This window comes from Mammaliicoccus sp. P-M58 (genome assembly GCF_022386165.1).
Taxonomy (GTDB): Bacteria; Bacillota; Bacilli; order Staphylococcales; family Staphylococcaceae; genus Mammaliicoccus; species Mammaliicoccus sciuri.
The window spans coordinates 259,871-279,230 of record NZ_JAJNJI010000002.1 but is presented as its reverse complement, the minus strand read 5'-3'; the positions used below and the strand labels follow the sequence as shown (position 1 = coordinate 279,230).

At 33.7% G+C, this 19,360-nt stretch carries 17 protein-coding genes; 8 read left to right on the top strand and 9 right to left on the bottom strand.

What is annotated here, in order from left to right; all coding sequences use genetic code 11:
• Window positions 1–305 precede the first annotated feature (305 nt).
• The 4 genes from ascB to LQ694_RS03655 form a co-directional block, all read right to left on the bottom strand.
• A complete protein-coding gene (ascB, locus tag LQ694_RS03670; protein WP_233710384.1) occupies window positions 306–1,724 on the bottom strand; it encodes a 6-phospho-beta-glucosidase in 1,419 nt (472 codons plus the stop codon).
• A complete protein-coding gene (gene ascF / locus LQ694_RS03665) occupies window positions 1,721–3,595 on the bottom strand; it encodes a PTS cellobiose/arbutin/salicin transporter subunit IIBC (protein WP_218697051.1) in 1,875 nt (624 codons plus the stop codon). The genes ascB and ascF overlap by 4 nt, the downstream gene beginning before the upstream one ends.
• Window positions 3,596–3,770: 175 nt before the next feature.
• Complete coding sequence (licT, locus tag LQ694_RS03660) at window positions 3,771–4,616, bottom strand: BglG family transcription antiterminator LicT (protein ID WP_049320196.1); 846 nt, start codon at window positions 4,614–4,616, stop codon at window positions 3,771–3,773.
• 122 nt (window positions 4,617–4,738) lie between these two features.
• Window positions 4,739–6,112 (bottom strand): YfcC family protein, encoded by a 1,374-nt coding sequence (locus LQ694_RS03655; RefSeq protein WP_159316461.1) that lies wholly within the window; start codon window positions 6,110–6,112, stop codon window positions 4,739–4,741.
• A gap of 297 nt (window positions 6,113–6,409) precedes the next feature.
• Here LQ694_RS03655 and LQ694_RS03650 point away from each other — a divergent pair, with 297 nt between their 5' ends.
• From LQ694_RS03650 to cobA, 5 genes are read left to right on the top strand one after another with little or no spacing between them, the layout of a single operon-like run.
• Complete coding sequence (locus LQ694_RS03650; protein ID WP_196968699.1) at window positions 6,410–7,150, top strand: sirohydrochlorin chelatase; 741 nt, start codon at window positions 6,410–6,412, stop codon at window positions 7,148–7,150.
• The gene (locus LQ694_RS03645; RefSeq protein ID WP_096791557.1) at window positions 7,131–7,592 is read left to right on the top strand and encodes a precorrin-2 dehydrogenase/sirohydrochlorin ferrochelatase family protein; all 462 of its coding nucleotides are present in this window, start codon (window positions 7,131–7,133) and stop codon (window positions 7,590–7,592) included. Before LQ694_RS03650 ends, LQ694_RS03645 begins: the two co-directional genes overlap by 20 nt.
• Window positions 7,585–9,990 (top strand): nitrite reductase large subunit NirB, encoded by a 2,406-nt coding sequence (gene nirB, locus LQ694_RS03640; protein ID WP_218697049.1) that lies wholly within the window; start codon window positions 7,585–7,587, stop codon window positions 9,988–9,990. The genes LQ694_RS03645 and nirB overlap by 8 nt, the downstream gene beginning before the upstream one ends.
• 2 nt (window positions 9,991–9,992) lie before the next feature.
• The gene (gene nirD / locus LQ694_RS03635) at window positions 9,993–10,310 is read left to right on the top strand and encodes a nitrite reductase small subunit NirD (protein WP_037590293.1); all 318 of its coding nucleotides are present in this window, start codon (window positions 9,993–9,995) and stop codon (window positions 10,308–10,310) included.
• Window positions 10,301–11,251: a uroporphyrinogen-III C-methyltransferase gene (gene cobA, locus LQ694_RS03630; RefSeq protein WP_096791555.1), complete on the top strand. Its 951-nt coding sequence runs from the start codon at window positions 10,301–10,303 to the stop codon at window positions 11,249–11,251. The genes nirD and cobA overlap by 10 nt, the downstream gene beginning before the upstream one ends.
• A 216-nt stretch (window positions 11,252–11,467) precedes the next feature.
• Here the strand turns inward: cobA and LQ694_RS03625 are convergent, their stop codons facing one another.
• The 5 genes from LQ694_RS03625 to LQ694_RS03605 form a co-directional block, all read right to left on the bottom strand.
• Window positions 11,468–12,355, bottom strand: coding sequence for a CobW family GTP-binding protein (locus LQ694_RS03625; protein ID WP_058611830.1), 888 nt, complete (start codon window positions 12,353–12,355; stop codon window positions 11,468–11,470).
• Between the two features lie 13 nt (window positions 12,356–12,368).
• Entirely contained in the window at window positions 12,369–12,905 is a 537-nt protein-coding gene (gene dcd / locus LQ694_RS03620) for a dCTP deaminase (protein WP_058611792.1), read from the bottom strand.
• Window positions 12,906–14,246 (bottom strand): nucleoside recognition domain-containing protein, encoded by a 1,341-nt coding sequence (locus LQ694_RS03615; RefSeq protein ID WP_218697048.1) that lies wholly within the window; start codon window positions 14,244–14,246, stop codon window positions 12,906–12,908.
• The gene (locus LQ694_RS03610; RefSeq protein WP_218697047.1) at window positions 14,240–15,361 is read right to left on the bottom strand and encodes an NAD(P)/FAD-dependent oxidoreductase; all 1,122 of its coding nucleotides are present in this window, start codon (window positions 15,359–15,361) and stop codon (window positions 14,240–14,242) included. Before LQ694_RS03610 ends, LQ694_RS03615 begins: the two co-directional genes overlap by 7 nt.
• Before the next feature lie 360 nt (window positions 15,362–15,721).
• Window positions 15,722–16,273, bottom strand: a complete 552-nt coding sequence (locus LQ694_RS03605) for a transposase (RefSeq protein WP_218697046.1) — start codon at window positions 16,271–16,273, stop codon at window positions 15,722–15,724.
• A 254-nt stretch (window positions 16,274–16,527) separates the two neighbouring features.
• On the opposite strand from LQ694_RS03605, the gene LQ694_RS03600 reads away from it, so the two are divergent.
• The 3 genes from LQ694_RS03600 to LQ694_RS03590 all read left to right on the top strand — a co-directional run bounded on the left by LQ694_RS03600 (window position 16,528) and on the right by LQ694_RS03590 (window position 19,233).
• On the top strand, window positions 16,528–16,950 hold the full coding sequence (locus tag LQ694_RS03600) for a hypothetical protein (protein ID WP_196968706.1): 423 nt from the start codon (window positions 16,528–16,530) through the stop codon (window positions 16,948–16,950).
• Window positions 16,951–17,189: 239 nt separating this feature from the next.
• Entirely contained in the window at window positions 17,190–18,092 is a 903-nt protein-coding gene (locus LQ694_RS03595) for a hypothetical protein (protein ID WP_218697045.1), read from the top strand.
• Between the two features lie 667 nt (window positions 18,093–18,759).
• Window positions 18,760–19,233 carry a GNAT family N-acetyltransferase gene (locus LQ694_RS03590; protein WP_065381451.1) on the top strand — a complete coding sequence of 158 codons (474 nt, stop codon included), beginning with the start codon at window positions 18,760–18,762 and terminating at the stop codon, window positions 19,231–19,233.
• Window positions 19,234–19,360: the final 127 nt, after the last annotated feature.

Genomic DNA, 19,360 nt, shown 5'->3' with positions numbered 1-19,360 from the left:
ATTGATAAATAGATGGGCTCTATGTTGCTTGTTTACTCTGTCTTGCAACATACAACGACTCTATGTTGCTTGTTTGCTCTGTCTTGCAATATACGGCGGCTCTATGTTGCTTGTTTGACCACTCTTGCAACATTCAAGGCTCCAACATTGCTTGTCACGCCTCACTTGCAACATTCAAGGCTTCAACATTGCTTGTCACGCCCCACTTGCAATATTCGCCCTCTCTCTACAACTACTCACCCTCTATATACTTCTTTCCAATATGATAAACGCTGGGACATTTCTCTTGTCCCAGTGTTTTCTATTTATATTCCATTCTGTTGTATGACTTGCTTATACCAATCAAATGACTTTTTCTTTCGACGTTCGAGTGTCCCACTTCCTGCATCGTCTTTATCCACATAAATCATGCCATATCGTTTACTCATTTCTCCTGTTGAAGCAGATACTAAATCGATAATACCCCAACTTATATACCCCAACAATGGAACGCCATCTTGAATACCATCGTACATAGCTTCTATATGCTGTTTCATATAATCAATTCTATAATCATCTTGAATTGTACCATCTGCTTCTATCTCATCTTTGGCACCTAATCCATTTTCAACAACAAATAGTGGCTTTTCAAATCTTTCATATATTTGATTCATCGTTATCCTTAAACCAAGCGGATCGATAACCCATCCCCAATCGCTCATTTTAAGATAAGGATTTTTGGCTGATACAATTACATTTCCTTCGTTTTTTTCAACTCTTGATATATCCGCAATAGATGTTCGAGACGCATAATAACTAAATGCTACAAAATCCACCGTTTCTTTCAGAATTTCTTTATCTGACTCATCTATTTCAATGTTAATCCCTTTATTCTTAAAAAATGAATCCATATAGTATGGATATTTACCTTTCGCTTGCACATCTACAAAGAAAGTATTTGTTCTTTCATCATTCATAGACTGCCATACATCTTCTGGATTACAACTGTATGGATAGAAACTACCACCGGCAATCATACATCCAATTTTTGCTTGTGGCGTAATACGATGACAACTCCGAACAACTTTCGCACTTGCTACTAACATATAATGTGCAGCTTGATATAATATTTCTTCCCTATTTTCACTATTATCAAAGTACAATCCGCCACCTGAAAATGGACTGTGTAACACTACATTAATTTCATTGAATGGAATCCAATAATTGACGTATTCTCCAAAATTATTAAAGCATGTTTCTGCAAATTTAATATATAAATCTATTGTTTCTCTATTTTTCCATCCTTTATATTTTTCAACTATACCCATTGGAATATCAAAATGCGCAAGTGTAACGAGTAATTCCATACCATGTTGTTTACATGTCTTGAATAAATCTTTGTAATAATTTATACCTGCCTGATTGGGTATTTCTTCATCACCATTTGGATAAATTCTACTCCAAGATATAGATGTTCTAAATACTTTCAAACCCATTTCAGCAAGTAAGCCAATATCCTCTTTATAATGATGATAAAAATCTATACCAGTATGACTTGGATAATATTCATTCTGATCAAGTTCGCCCTTTTTATAACCTAACTTTATATCTTGTCTCTTTGTACCATGAGGAATTAAATCAATATTACTGATTCCTCTACCATCTTTATCCCAAGCACCTTCTGTTTGATTTGCTGCTATTGCGCCACCCCAAAGAAAATTTTCCGGGAAATATTTTATTGTCATGATTTAACCACTCCTAATATAGATGTTTGTGCTTTAACCTCTGTATGATCAAAGGATGTTATAGATTCATATTCATCTGTATTTGTAATGACAATAATCGTTGTAGGATCATATCCTGATTCAATAATTTGTGTTAAATCAAATGTTCCAAGAATATCGCCAACAGTTACATGATCACCTTGTTCAATTGTTGATGTAAATGGTTCTCCATTTAATTTCACCGTGTCAATGCCTACATGTACTAATACTTCAACACCATTATCTCCTGTTATACCGATAGCATGTTTTGTTGGAAATACAGAAGTTACCGTACCTGTTACGGGTGCATAAATTTTATTACCTGTTGGTTCAATTGCCATACTTTTTCCGATTACTTCTCTACTAAATACGTCATCTTCAACACTTTCAATTGGTTTAATATGCCCTTCAACAGGTGCTGCAACTGTTAGATGATCTTGAGTACCTAAATCTAATAATTCATCTTCAGATTCTGGAATATCTTCAAATCCAAGCACTAACGTTAAGATAAATGAAAGAACAACCGATAGAACCATTACAACAATAATCCACACTATACTCATTGGATTACCTTTTTCAATAAATTGTACACTCGTAAACAAACCTGGTGCTGCCATAGAATGACTTGCTAAACCTGCAAGCCCTGCTACAGCACCTGCAATAAATCCTGTAATAACAGATGCAATCATTGGGCGTTTTAATCGAATAGCAACCCCATATAGTGCTGGCTCAGTTATACCTGCAATAATGGCTGATGATGCAGCTGCCAATGACGTTTGACGTAATTCTCTATTTTTCGTTTTAAATGCTACTGCTAATGAAACGCCCCCTAATGATAAGTTAGCGCCAATCTCAGATGGCATAACCATACCTTCCTTACCTGTTTCAGCAATTGTTTGAACAATCGTTGGTGTGAATACACGGTGCATACCTGTCATAACTAATAATGGCCATAAAGCACCTACGATAGCTACTGCTAAAAATCCTAATTTATCATGTACAAAGAAGACAATCTGAGATAGTCCTGTACCAATCAAAATGCCTGTTGGACCTACGATAATAATCGCTATTGGTGCAGCAATTAATAAGATTAACATTGGTTTCAAGAAGTTTTTCATTACAATTGGTGTAATACGATCTGCAAAATCTTCAATATATTTCAGTAACCAAGTCATGACGATTGCTGGAATAATCGTATAAGTATATTTCACTGACATAACTGGAATAAATGCGAAAGTTGCTTCTTTACCTTCTGCTGCTTTTTCCATAATTTCCATAAATACTGGATGTACCATAACACCAGCAATTGCCAATGCTAAAAATACGTTACTGTTAAATTTCCTCGCTGCAGATACTGCCACAAGCATTGGTAAGAAGAAGAAAGGTGCATCTCCTATAGTATTTAAAATATTATACGTTGAACTGCTTTCTGACAGTACGCCCGTCATACTTAATAACATGGCCAATAATTTAATCATCGAACCACCAATAATAGCAGGAATTAATGGTGACATCGTTCCAATAATCGCATCAAGAATATTGATACCTACCTGCTTAAATGTTAACTTTTTCTTTTCAACTGGTTCATTACTTTTAGCGCCACCACTGACACCACTTTTCATCAATGCTGTATAAGTGTGTGATACATTGTTTCCTACAATAACTTGATATTGTCCACCTTGCTTACGTAACCCCATAACGCCATCAATATTTTTTATGGCATCATCATCAGCCTTACTGTCATCTTTCAACACAAATCTTAAACGTGTCATACAATGTGTTAAGTTTTTAACATTGTTACTACCGCCAATGTGTTTAAGTATTTCATCAGCCATCCTTTGTTCATTTGTCATCTTTATATCTCTCCCGTCTTGTTTAGAACAATAAAAAAAGACCCAAATCATAAATAGATAGACTTATCCCTAGATAAATTCACCTATTAATGATTTAGGTCTCGCCTGCCGAACAGTAACAATCCTAAAAAATTAATTGTTTATTTTGTTTTCGTAACATCAATATATCATATAATTATTTATTGTCAACGCTTTCATTTCTAGAAATTAATCTCTGTATATGAATCGTTAAGTACAACGCTTCATCATGCGTCATTTCATACTGGTACTTTTTCAATAAAAATACTTCAATTTTCTTCACACATTTAAATGCATGTTTATATTTCTCTTTTACTATCTCGTAAAGTTCGATTTCATTTGTATCAAGTGGGTTACTTGAGAAAATACGTTGTGCAAGAAATTTTAAATGTGTCACAAATCTATAGTAAGTTAGACTTTCTTCATCAAAATCTAATCTAAAATGGTATTTCACTAAGCTTAAAATATTTTGCACCATTTCTGTTACTTGATTATAGTCTGCTAAATTATTATGTTCTGCATTTAACAAATGAATTGCAATAAATCCCGCTTCATCTTCAGGTAAACGAACACCAACAATTTCAGTAATCCAATCTAATGCTTGCACACCAATTTCATACTCAGTTGGATAAAAACGTTTCGTTTCCCATAGCAATCCATTCTTTATAGCCATTCCCTCTTTTTGTCGCTCAATAGCAAAGTTTATATGATCCGTCAGTGCAACATAAATAGTATCGCTGAGATCTTTTTGATATTTATCTTTCGATACTTCGATTATTTTCTCAACAGCTTGAACCACTTCAATCGGCACTTCGATTAATAACGTTTTAAAGCGATCAGAAATTTCCTGGCTACTTAAATCAAATATTTTTTCAATCTTTGATTCTTCCACAATATCGCCTTCTTGCTTTTGAAAACCTATCCCTTTCCCCATCACAACACGTTCCTGGTTGTTGTGGGTGACACTAATCACATTATGATTGATGACTCTATTTATCTTCATATGACACCCCTTTAATTAATAAATACATTGTGCCACACCGTTATAATAATTATCAATCTATAAATAAAAGAGACCCAAGTTTTCAAACTTGAATCTCCTACTACAACTTATTAATTCGCTCCCTACGACCAACCGATTAACTGCGCAAAGATTAATGAAATGATTGAAATGACACCCCATACGATAAAGAGTGGGAAGAAGAATCGAATCCATTTTGTATATGATACGCCTCCGATTGCTAATGCTGCCATAAAGTACCCACTAGTTGGATAGAAGACATGTGTAAAGCCGTCTCCTAATTGGAAGGCTAAGACTGCGGTCTGTCTTGTAATACCTAGCATATCTGCTAATGGTGCCATAATTGGCATTGTCACTAACGCTTGTCCGCTTCCTGAAGAAATAATAAAATTAATCAGCACTTGAACGATATACATACCAACTACTGCTACTGTTGGTGTTGCACCATCGATAACAGAACCTAATCCGTGAACGATACTGTCCATAATTTTACCGTCTTCAAGTACAACGGCTATTGAACGTGCAAGTCCTACAATAATGGCACCCATTAATACATCTTTGAAACCATCATTAAATGACTCACAAATTTCACGCGTATTCAATCCAGTGACTAAACCTACTACAATACCCATAACTATGAAAAGACCTGACATTTCTACCATAAACCAGCCTTGTGTAATAACGCCGTATACAAGAATGATAAAGAATAAGAGCACTACGGCAATACCGATTTTTTGTCGTTTAGTCGCAACGAGTGGTTCTTGATTCGTAATATCTTTGTACATATGTCGCTTCTCAGTATCATCATGATAAACTAAACTGATTGAAGGTTCTTTTTTAATTTTTTTAGCGTATTTCATAATAAATAATATCGTTACAAATAGTACAATCACAAAAATAGCTAAACGTAATCCGATTCCTGAAAATGTTGGAATACCTGATAATTTTTGTGCTAATCCTGTATTGATTGGATTTAATACACCGACCGTGAAGCCGACTACAGTACCACACAATGCAATAGATGTAGCGGTTATAGAGTCATAACCTAACGCAATAATAAGCGGAATAATAACCGGAATATAAACGAGTGACAACTCTGCTGTACCGATTAATGTTGCAATAATCGCAAATACTGTTGTTAATACTGGAATAATCAAAATACTTTTATTTATAAACTGGCGTGCAAGTTTATCCACACCAATTTCAATAATACCTGTACGTCTTAACACCATAAACATCCCACCGATGATAAGTGTAAAGAAGACAATTTCTCCTGCTTCAATTAAACCTCGTGGTATAATCGAAATAAAATCAACCAAACCAACTGGTGCTGAATCTATGTAATGAAATGAATCTGCGTCTACCATTTCTCTACCCTCAGGCCCTTTAACCCTATCAAACTCACCTGATGGAATTAAATATGTAGAAATAGTTGCAATCACACCGAAAACAAATAAAATCACATATATATGTGGCATACTAAACTTTTTGTTAGACCTATCTTCGTTCTTTGCCTTATCATTTTCCTTTACCAATGTGCACGACCCCTTTGCTTATTTTGATAAACAATTTCATGCTATCACGTTTAGAAAAATTTATAATTATACAAATCAGAAAATTTAAAAAATATTTTTGTCAGTTATTACAAAAAATCATATGCACGATTTATTTATTCACGTTATTATATAGGGAATTCCCTATTTTTCTTCTTTTTGAGAAAAAATTCACAAACTTTCGTTATATTGTTTTAGAATAAAGATGTAGGAGGGATTGTCATGCGAAAGACGATTTTAGTTGTTCATGGTATGAGAAAGGGAAAGTTAAATGAAACGTTATTAAATTTTATTCATCAAACTTTTAATAGTGATGAGATTGATTATGAGGTGGCCTTTTTAGAAAGTGAAGAGATCCTATTAGATGAAGTGATTCAACAAACGGTTGATGCTGGATATTCACGTATTCATCTTGTGCCGTTATTATTGTTTACCGCTTCTCATTATTACGAAGATATCGAAGCGTTATATGAATCATTTAAAGAAAATAACCCGAACGTGCAGTTTATATTAAGTAAACCTTTAGGCACACACCCGATTATGACAAACTGGGTTGCTTCACAACTTGAAGCTTACAAAGACGACATTGATGATGAAAGTGGAATTGTCGTACTTGCTCACGGTAATGCACGCTTTGATGAACCGGATGTTGCACTTACACGCATTTGTCACGAACTATCAACGGATCAAAATCCATGTTACCCGAGTATGGTCTATGGTGAACTGCGCTTTAAAGAAACGTTACCGAAAATCGCTAAAAAGCATCGTAAATTATTAATTATTCCATTTTTCTTCTATGATGGTTTCCTTGTAAACAAGTCGAAACGTCAAATAGAGTCTCTAGGTTTACCGAATCCTATCACATATACGACGGCTATTAATTTTCATCCGTTATTAAAAGACATCGTACATTTAAGAATTGCTGAATGTGAGGCGGTACCAGATGTATCCAGTACAACTTAACCTTAAAGGTAAACATGTCGTAATCATTGGTGGTGGCAAAATTGCATGGAGAAAGTTCTCTAAATTGAAATCAGAGCCTTGCTCAATTGATGTTATCGCACGCGAATTTCATGAGCACTTTGATATGATTCAACCAACGAAACATATTCGTCTTATACAAGCAGACTATCAACGAGAACATATTGCCCATGCAGATTTAATTATTATCGCAACTAACCAGCCCGAAACGAATGACCGAGTTGCTCAAGACGCCCTACCCTCTCAATGGGTCAATCATACCGGGGATCGCAAACAATCCGACTTTTATAACACCTTAGATATTGAACATAATGGCCTAATAATTAGTATTAGCTCACACGGCCAAGATATTCAACGAACACAACACTATGCAGCGAAAATTAAAGCATGGTTAGATTCAACGAAGGAGGATATGCATGAGTAAAACAAAACTTTTAATGATCGGTAATGGTATGGCTGGTGTCCGTACAATTGAAGAAATTCTAGAACGTGATCCAGACCGCTTTGAAATAACAATCATCGGTAAAGAACCTTACCCAAACTATAACCGCATCATGTTATCAAACATTCTTCAAAATAAAATGACAAAAGAAGAAACGATTATGAACCCTTATGAATGGTATGAAGAACATAACATTCGATTAATAACAGGTGATAAAGTTGTAAAAATTGATCGTGAACTAAAACAAGTCGAAACAGAACATGGCGTGAAAGTATCATATGACCAAATGATTATTGCGACTGGTTCTGATTCATTCATACTACCAATTGATGGTTCTCGTCTAGAAGGTGTTGTCGGTTTCAGAACCATCGATGACACTGAAAAGATGTTAGAAACAGCTAAGACTAAAAAACGTGCCATCGTTATAGGTGGCGGTTTACTAGGACTAGAATGCGCACGTGGTCTTGTAGATCAAGGTATGGACGTCACAGTTGTACATTTAGCAGAATGGCTGATGGAAGTTCAACTAGATCGTAAAGCAGGAGAACTTTTAAAAGCAGACCTTGAAAAGCAAGGTATTAAATTTGAATTACAAGCTAATACACAAGAAATCATTGGTGAAAACCATGTTAAAGGTATTCGTTTATCAGATGGACGTGTTATCGCAACAGACATGGTCGTGATGGCAGTAGGTATTCGCCCAGTGACGAAAGAAGCACGTGCAGCTGGATTAGAAATTGGACGCGGTATCGTAGTAGACGATTTTATGCGTACAAGTGACCCAGAAATTTATGCAGTTGGAGAATGTGCAGAACACCGTTCAAAAGTATACGGTCTTGTTGCCCCACTATATGACCAAGGTAAAGTCCTGGCAGATCATATTACGGGCATCCCAACTGAAGGTTACAAAGGTTCAACGACCTTCACTTCTTTAAAAGTATCAGGCTGCGATTTATTTAGTGCAGGTTGGATTACTGAAAGTGAAGGTGTCCGTGGTATTGAAACTTTTAACGGTGTCGATAACATTTATAAGAAAATTTTTGTCAAAGATAAGACGATTGTCGGTGCAGTACTTTATGGTGATATAGAAGAAGGCAATCGCTTTTATAATATGATGAAAAAAGGCGATACAATTGATGAATATACACTCGTTTCAATTCTTCATAAAGCAGGAGAAGTTGATGCGATTAGCGTTGCTGAAATGGATAACGATGAAACAATCTGTGGATGTAACGGTATTTCTAAAGGTGTCATTGTAGAAGCGATTAAAGACCAAGGTTTAACTTCCGTAGCTGATGTCACACGTGTGACGAAAGCTGGTAACTCATGTGGTAAGTGTAAAGGTCAAATTGCAGAGCTCTTAGAATATACACTTGGTGATGACTTTGTTGCTGCAGCGCCAACAGGTATTTGTGCATGTACAAGTCTTACAAGAGACCAAATCGTTACTCAAATTCGAGCTAAAGGTTTAAAAACATCTAAAGAAGTTCGACACGTATTGGACTTTAAAGATAAAGGTGGATGTCCAAAATGCCGCCCTGCGATTAACTACTATTTAAACATGGTATATCCTCATGACCACGAAGACGAAAAAGCTTCACGCTTTGCGAACGAACGTTACCATGCCAATATTCAAAAAGACGGCACATTCTCTGTTATCCCACAAATGCGTGGCGGTGTAACAGATGCCGATCAACTTATTCGACTTGGTGAAGTAGCGAAGAAATACAACATCCCATTAGTCAAAATCACGGGTGCACAACGTATCGGTTTATACGGTGTTAAAAAAGAAGAATTGCCGCAAATTTGGAAAGATTTAGATATGCGTTCGGCATCTGCTTATGGTAAGAAGACACGTTCAGTTAAAAGTTGTGTCGGTAAAGAATTCTGTCGATTTGGTACACAATTCACAACAAAATTAGGTATTCGCTTAGAGAAAACTTTTGAATATATCGACACACCACATAAATTCAAAATGGGTGTTTCAGGTTGTCCACGTAGCTGTGTAGAATCAGGTGTAAAAGACTTCGGTGTCATTGGTGTAGAAAATGGTTTCCAAATTTACATTGGTGGTAATGGTGGTACAGATGTCGTCGCAGGTGAATTACTGACAACTGTTGAAACTGAAGATGAAGTTGTCAAACTATGTGGTGCATACATGCAATACTATCGTGAAACAGGCATTTATGCAGAACGTACAGCACCATGGCTCAAGAGACTTGGCTTTGACCAAGTAAAATCAGTTGTACTTGATCCTGAAAAACAAGATGAACTTTACGCGCGCATAATGGATGCGAAACGTGCATACGATACAGAGCCATGGCATGAAGTCGTGCTCAATAAAGAAAAACGTCACATTTTTGAAGTAGAGAAGGTGTAACTATGACATTAACAAATGAAAAAGTAAGAGTTGCGCATATTTCAGACCTTGAACCATTAATCGGTAAGAAAGTCATCGTTGGAGATACGCAAATTGGTTTATTTTTAACTGAAGAAGGTAACATTCGTGCGATTAATAATGTTTGTCCTCATAAACAAGGTCCATTATCAGAAGGTACAGTGAGTGGAGATTATGTATACTGTCCCCTTCATGACCAAAAAATCGACTTATCGACTGGTCAAGTTCAAGAACCAGATGAAGGATGTGTCGCAACTTATCCTGTAGAAGTGGTCGATGGAGACATTTACGTATGTCTATAATCGAACAACCTCAAGTTTACTTAGTCGGTGCAGGTCCAGGAAACCCTTTATTACTATCTAAAAAAGCAGAGCGATGTATTAAGCGGGCAGATGTTATTTTATACGATCAACTAGTGAATCCATTTATATTACAATTTTCATCACCAGAAACGGAATGGATTCATGTTGGTAAACGACCTTATCATAAATCTATGAAACAAGAAGACATTAACCAATTACTTGTTGAAAAATCACGCATAAACAAGACGGTCGTCCGTCTAAAAGGCGGCGATCCAGCAATATTTGGACGTCTTGCAGAAGAAATATCTGCATTAAAATCACACAACATTACATTCGAAGTCGTACCTGGTATAACAGCCGCTTCAGCTGCCATGAGTGAACTTAATCGTGGGTTAACAGAACGTAATGTTTCAACTAATATTACATTTACAACTGGCCACTTCAAAGATAATGAAGAACAATCCATTGATATTACAACACTCAAACATGGTGGCACCCTCACCATATATATGGGTGTTAAGAGATTACCAACTTTAGTTAAAGAAATTAAAGCAGAAATCACAGACGACATACCAGTAGCCGTTATCTTTAGCGCCACACGACCAGAACAAACGGTCATATCAGGCAATGTATCTAATATCGTCGAAAAAGTGCAGTCACTCTCACATATACCAGGACCTGGTATCACAATTGTAGGTCATGTTGTTAGAGATTTAGTTGAAGATATATCAAGTAAAGAAGAAGTCGAGTACGTAAAATTTATAGGCAATCGACAGAATATAATAGACGATGCATTAGAAGTGTATGAAGTAGGCGGATGGGCAATCATAGATGATCGCGACCATCCCAACCTACACCCAACACAACATAACATCCTCACCGAACTCATTAATCAAACAACATTTACAAAAATTGTAGATACAGAAGTAGTGAATGTTTAGGATGATAGAGTTTGGTGAGTGAACACGGTGAGTTGAAGGCCGCGCACGAAGTCTGCGAGATATTGTGCACTTTCAAATAAACTATTCAAAAAAAAAAAAAACAGCTGTTGCTTTGAAGTTTCTAAGTGAGCTAAGCACATTTTATAAAAAACACTTTTGTTAAATTCACATAATGTGAATTTCTACAAAAGTGTTTTTTTGTGAGTACTCTCTTCCTCAATATAAACTAAAAAAGATATTTTCTTCATCTATCTTTTCTCCAATTAAAATTAGATAATCATCTATGTCTATATCATACTTTTCAATAAGCACATTACTATTAGAAATTTGAACTAAATATTTATTAGGACTATTCTCGAATGTTATAAACCCTTTTACACGATATACCTTTTGGGGTAAATTCTGTAACCATAATTTGAATTTTTCCATTTGAACTGGCTTATCAATTGAGTAGTATTTATGGTAAATATGACTATGAAAATTTTGATTTTGATTCTTAAATGGGATGTTTTTAACTTTTTTAGATAAGTGATGATAACTTACTTTTCCATAAGTTGTTGAAAATGTTTCTGCTCTTGGATATTGTTCTTGTATAGATTTAATAACATTGATTGCCTCACACGAATCGATTAAATCAAGCTTATTTACTATAATATCCTGACAATACTTTAGTTGAACATCGATAAGTTGTTGTGTTTGTTTTGAATAGGTTGCTATTTTTTGATATTCCGGTATATCTATGATGCCGATGATACTTCTTATTGTTATAAATGGCGAAAGCACAGGTGTCAAACATGCATCAAGTACTTCTAATGGGTGTGCAATACCACTACATTCAATTAAAACTATTTCTGGTTGTTGTTCAATATATAACATATGCAATTGATGTGCAACATCATCTTTCATTTCACAACATATACAGCCATTAATAATTTCATTTACTGTTACATCAGACTGAATTAACTCAGAATCAACTGTCCTCTTACCAAACTCATTCATAATGACAGCGATACGTTTACCTTCTTCATGGACATCTTTAATTAAATGATTCAGTAAAGAAGTCTTCCCGCTCCCTAAAAATCCAGTGATGATAAAAATTTCCATACCAAATCCACCTTTAATATTTGTCAAAATCCATAAACACTTTACTACCTGTTGTGTTGACTTGTCTTTGATACTTTCCATTGTACCCAGAAATAGCAGGTAAATGTGTACGTGCTATTACAAGTTGACATATCCGTTGGTTTTCTTCAATTTTTAATGAGAAATCATTCGCATTAAATAATTCTAAAGTAATATGACCTTCAAACCCCGGATCTACCCAACCAGCATTCTGTATAAATAAACCCGCTCTGCCAATTGAACTCCTCCCTTCTACAAAACCCGTCATCATATTTGAAAGTTTCACACATTCCTGTGTAGTCGCTAATACAAATGATTTACCTGGTATTGTAAAAGTTTTGGCAACAACTTCATCATATTGAATAGGATCTTTCAACGATTGCACATTATCTTTTGGTGAAATGGGTAGTAGAAAATGATTGCCTAATGTTAAATCAATAGAAGCGGGTTCTATAAGTTGTTCTCGATAAGGTGTGACACTTACTTGACCTTCACTAATAAACCGCTTAATATCTTGATCTGATAATATCAATTAAATCCCTCCAAATAAATTCATAATCAATACAGTTCCACATAAGCAAATGGTCGCTGTAATCATTTGTTTTACGACAATACCTAGACCTTGCTTCCACCCTAAATTTTTAATTATCATAGTGATTGTTACAGAACATGCAGAAAATGTTGAACTAAATAATACTAATAAGAACACACTTTTTAACGACATCGTTTGCAATAATGAGCCCTGATTCATATTGAACAACAACATACCATCTTTTCTAATCATTGAGAATAGAATACCCGTTGACATCTCTTGAGGTGCATTCATCAACTGTAAAATTGGATTAAAGACATTTGCAGCCCACAATAAAATAGGTGTCATAGAAAGGATACTCGCACATACACAAATCATCATAAATATTGGTAAAGCTTGAGCTAAGAATGACAGAATAGTCTGTTTGGATTCTTTCCATACAGCTATAATTGAAGGCTTTCTAACTTTATCTAACACAAAATAATGAGTTGGTATCATGCTTTTTGAGGACCATAGTTTAATATGTATTAAACCACCGATAAATACGATTATTAAATAAGGAATAAATAACCATGGGGCTTTGATTACACTGAATAGTGAAAGTGTCGCGCCAATTTGATAACTACATGATGAACCAAAGCTAACCATACTCATACAGTTATTTTTAGTGCAAGCACTACAATCATGATTGGCACGCAATACTGCTGCGGAATTACAACCAAATCCTTCAATAACTGGTACAATATCGTAACCAGTTAATCCTACTTTTGTCATAACTGGATCGATTGACCAAACGATATAAGATTTTAAATGACTTTCACTGATAATATTTGTAGAAATACTAATGAAAACGACAACAGGTAATGCCCAAATGATTGAATATATGCCGAGTGACAATAACCCATAATCTCCAAATAATAAGTCATTCAAAGTCTTTTCGTCGAATTGAACAGTATGTATTACATAGTCTAAAAACTGCTCTACCCAATGATTTTGAATATATTGAGATAAATAATAAGAAATATATATTGGCAACATAAACATTAATATGATTAAAGTAAAAGCTAAAAACATGTCTTTTACTTTAGGAATATGTTTCGCTTGTTCTTGTCTTAAGATGTTCAATTCAGAGATAATATATTTTGATTCGTCAGGGTCATCTATCTTTTGCTTACAGTTTTCATCTAGTGTGAGCTTTAATTGCTTTTGAATGATATACCTTTTAAACTGTAATTTCTGCTCTGTTGATAGTTTTTTTAGCTGCTTAATCACAATATAATGTTCACCGTTTGGTATCGGTGAACAAGTTCCATTTTTAATATTATATTCAACTTTTAACATGAACAGTTCACATCACAACAATCATAATCATCTAAAAACATTTGATTTGATTGATAGAACTCTATAGCATCTTCATTTGCTTCAAAGCTTTCTCGGTCACATATTAATTTTGCTAGAACAGCTAAACGCGTTCTAAATTTGTAAATATAACAAAGAATAACATCTTGATGTTTAACCGTATCTCCTATCATAAAGACATTAGGATTAATTGTTGATTCATCATCGTCAGTTAGCATAAAATTTGTACCATCATTTTCAAATAATATTCGAGTTAGTCGATTATGTTGAACAGGATTAAATCCAGTAGCAAGTATCGGTTCTTCGGAAATTTTCACATCGTCGTGTACGCCGTTAAATTGAATAACATATTGACCATTTCTATACTCAATTTCTTTCACCACATGTTCGGTATGAATACGTATGGGATAACCAAGTTCCTTTAATTCTTCATATCGTTGGTGTGTATAAGGAGAAAGTCGAATACTTGGATCAGCATCTTCTTGTTTATAACTTGTAGAATTCGTATAAATATCGACAATTTTACCGGATAATGCTAAATTGAGCGCTGCATCAAATCCACTTTCATTACCTCCGATCACGACAGCCTTTTCCCCATTTATATCTGTAAATTTTTCAACCTCACTATAATGTCTACCATGTTTAAACGGTTTATAAGGATATGAAAAATTCCCTGTCGCAACAAAGATATATTCAGCATCAATAGTCCCATAATCTGTATAAACTTTATATGTGCCTTTGTCTATATTATTGGATACATCTAATACATTTGTATGTTGGTCAATTTTCAAGTTATAAATCTGTACAAGCGCTTCTAAATATTGAACATACTCTTTACCTGAAATATGTTCTTTTTTAAAAGTAAAAGCAGGAGAACTATGAGGTATGATTGCGTTAATATCTGGTGTTCCAAATCCATTTGTTGTAAACGAAGGTGTGATAAAACGAGTTGATAATGGCCAATTTTTAAAAGATTCACCAACTTGTCCTTTATCTAATATAAGAATATCATCTAATCCCATTTCAATTAATGCAATAGCCATACCTATACCAGCAGGACCCGCACCAATAATCACTACTTTATTTGTTTTTTCCATTTTAACACTTCCTAAATCGTAATCATTACTATTTAATGATATAAATAAAGTAACATTTTTAAAATGAATACGCAAGTTTAGAAAATTCATATTATTAATCAAATATAATAATGATGGTAAATAGTATTTAAATTAAAATTGGGAGCGGGACAGAAATCTAATTTGAATAAAAAGATTTCGTAGTCCCGCCCCGGCAAGGATGACTAGAATTGAAAAAAGCTTGATACAAGTGCGTTTTCAAATCAGTCATCTACTGCCAAGATGCTTAAAGAAGCTGAGACATTACATTATGTCCCAGCCTCAGAAAATATTGTTTATTAAGTTTTCATTATTCGTGTTTAGATGCTACTGTTTTTCTTATTACATTTCAGTTTCATGTGTTATAGATGGCAAAATTTTAGTTCTTAATATTTCTTGATATACTTCTTTTGCTTCTTGATTGTAAGTATTGTTTTCTTCAAATTTTTCATTCCAAATAAATGATTGTTTATCAATTTTGGCATCTTCATTTACGATATCCATATATTCACTTTTGGGGTCAATTAATTGTTGTTTAATCAAATTCGACCTCAAATTAATATATAAAGTTTGCACCAAATTGTTTATCTCATCGATACTGCGAAAGAGATTGATAAAATCAAATGTTGGTACATGCATTTGAGCTAACCACATCATTCGTGTACTGTCTCTTAATGCAAAATCAATTTCTTTACCTGAGTATTTAGATTGTGTATAGGCATATAAAATAATTTTGAGCATTATTTTAGAGTGATGGTCACTTATACCAAACCGCTCTTCACAATCATCAAACTTTGTTTCTGGTACACTATCAACGATAAACTTCACTATACGTGCTACATCATTTTTCGGAATACGTTCTTCTAAATCTGATAAATTTATTATAGGTTGCATGTTATCATAATTCACCTCTTTTTATATAACATTTCATTACTACTATGAATATATTTATCTTTTTAATGTTATTATTAATTTTTTATAGAAACTTACAATAACATGATAACCTAGTTGATAATCATTATCAATTGAATTATGTGAAGAATTTACAATAGAATTTTCATTGAAACAAAATAAACAATGGACTTATGGTGTCCATTTAAATGTATATATTATACATCAGGAGTTGATTAAGTTGGACAAAGCTACTCGTGTATTATCATTATTATGTAGTATCTAAGAAAGAAAAAGAGCAATTGGAAAAGTTGTTATATAAAGACACGAATGCTTATGGGAAGATAACTGACATTGACCACATATGGCAATATGGTCAAGAAGACAGACATGATCAAACATTCACTATTGATGGACAGAGTATTATTTATGACGGGAAAAATAAAGATTTATTTAAAGACAAGGGTAGTGAAATGTATCAGATTAAAAAAATCGATGATCATTCTGTTGAAGGTGTTATAGCAAAAACACCAGAATCAAAACTTCATGAAGTAAGTAACCCCGTACTTAAAAATAGTAAAATGATTATAACGTATATTGACGATAATACAATCAAAATTAAAAAAGATGACTACCCAGAAGAAACGTTACATGCATCTATTAATAATGATGGAGAATAAATGATTCATTATTGCTTGGGAAATCACATACATGACTAAGATAAAATCTTTTATATGATGATAAACAACCTGAACTTATTTACTGAAGTTCAGGTTGTTTCATTTATACTCTACTATAATTTGGAAAATTTAGGGTTTAATGCGTCATACTTTTTGCTACAATAGTTATATATAATATAAATATTTTTATTCTTTTCTATATTAAGTAGTTTATTCAAAACAAAGGAGGAATTTTCAGCATGAAGAAATTAATGGCTGTAGCAAGTATTTTAGTACTATTATGTGCTGCGTGTAGTAGTGATAAAGAAAAATCAAATGCACATCAAAAGGATGAAAGTACTAAAACTGAAAGTAAGCAAAAAGATAACTCTAAAAATGAATCTAAAGCTAATGAGAATAAACCTAAACAAGCTAAAAATGTAAAAACAGATGTTAATGACGTATCAAATAAGACGAAATTAGCTTTAGCCTTTTTTGCTGATGAAGATGGAAAATATATCGTAACAAAAGATGAAGTATTACAAGGTATTTATGAACAGAATGTACAAGGTGAGAAAGAAAATAAGAAACTATATAAACTATTATTAATAGATGATAACCATATAAAAAATGCACCTGATGATATGAAATTTTATTCAGTTTACCCAGCAAAAGGTTCATTTTCAACTGTAGTTGGTTTGAGTAAAGACAAATTATATGTAGGCGGCACACAGGGCGCTATGACGTATAAAGAGTTGTTAGAAACAGGAAAAGAATACAACCTACAAGACTTATATGATAAAAATAAAAATTATACATCACTTGAAGAACTCGCAAATAAAATTGAATTTAAGAAAGAACATCCATTCATAGATGACGAAACAAGAAAAGAATTCGAATTACAAGAAAGTCCCGGTACGGAAGCACACCTTAGATCACAAGTTTATGGTATGATTTCTGATTTTGAAGGTGAACCAATAGGAGATAGTAAATATACAGTAGATATTGTTAGGCATGATAATAACGGCAAGTGGTATGTTAACTATCGTAATGAACACGGTGAAATCATCGGTACTTATACTACGAAAGGCGAAGACATCGTTAAAAAAGATGCTGAAGGCAATATTATTGAACAAAAGCATGTGGAAAATAGATATCAATAATAATAGACATATCTTGAACACCCACTTCTTTCATTTTTATCTAATGGAAAGTGCTTTTATTTTAATATTGTTTATGTAGTATACTTTTGATATGTTAAAAACGAATACTTTAATAGCACTATTAACAAATTCAAAACTTTTACTTAGGTGATACAAGATGGTCGAGTTATTTGTTGTATTGGGAATTATTTTAATCAATGTCATTTATGATGTAATTGTCTATATGACGCATAATGATATTTCATATATGATATGTTTATTTGCCTACAGTGTTGGTATATATTTAAGATATCAATTTCACGAGAGTCAAATACATGTAACACGAAGGCAAAAGATTAAAGAGTTATTTATAAATCTCTCGATATTCATGAGTGTGACTTTAGGTTTTATCCTGATAAAAGCAGCTGGATGGGCAAATATTTATACAATGCTAATCTATTATTTTGTCGTAGTTGGCGTTATCATTCTTTATATAAATAGAAGAAATACTCAAGTACGCGAAAGCCGTGATAAATAACGTCATGGCTTTTTTGTTGTCTTGATATTTAGATATTTCCACTAATAATTGGGCAAAATGATTGGCTTCATATATAATGAGTCCTAATATTATTTAAACTAAATTAATCTAACATGATAATGATTAAGCCCAAAGTGAAGGAGTTCTTTTATGATTATTCGAGAGATGAAACAAGATGATAACGCAAAAGTAAAAGAAATTATACAAGATTCATTAGAATCACTTGGCCTTGCGATTCCTGGGTCAGCATATTATGATCCTCAACTTAATGATCTTCACCAATATTATGCGAATTTAAAACATGCGAACTATTGGGTAGCTGAAATTGAAGGAGAAATTGTTGGTGGCGTTGGAATAGCGCCATTTAACGAACATGATAAAGTTTGCGAATTACAAAAGTTATACTTAATTCCAAAAGCACAAGGTCTAGGACTTTCTAAGAAACTTATGGAAACAGCACTATCCTTTGCCTTTGAACATTATGAACAATGTTATTTAGAAACAATGCATGAATTAAAAGCAGCATGTATCCTATATGAGAAATTTGGATTTACACTGTTAAACGAACCACTCCCAGGTTCTGACCACTCCGCAATGGATGCGTGGTATATAAAGTCTAAATAAGATTAGTAAAAGCCATGACAAATTACGTCGTGGCTTTTATTTCACTTCTCAGCAACATTACTTTCTATACACCCTTGTAAATATCTTCAAATATATGTAAATTAAATATAAGTATCATTTTACACTA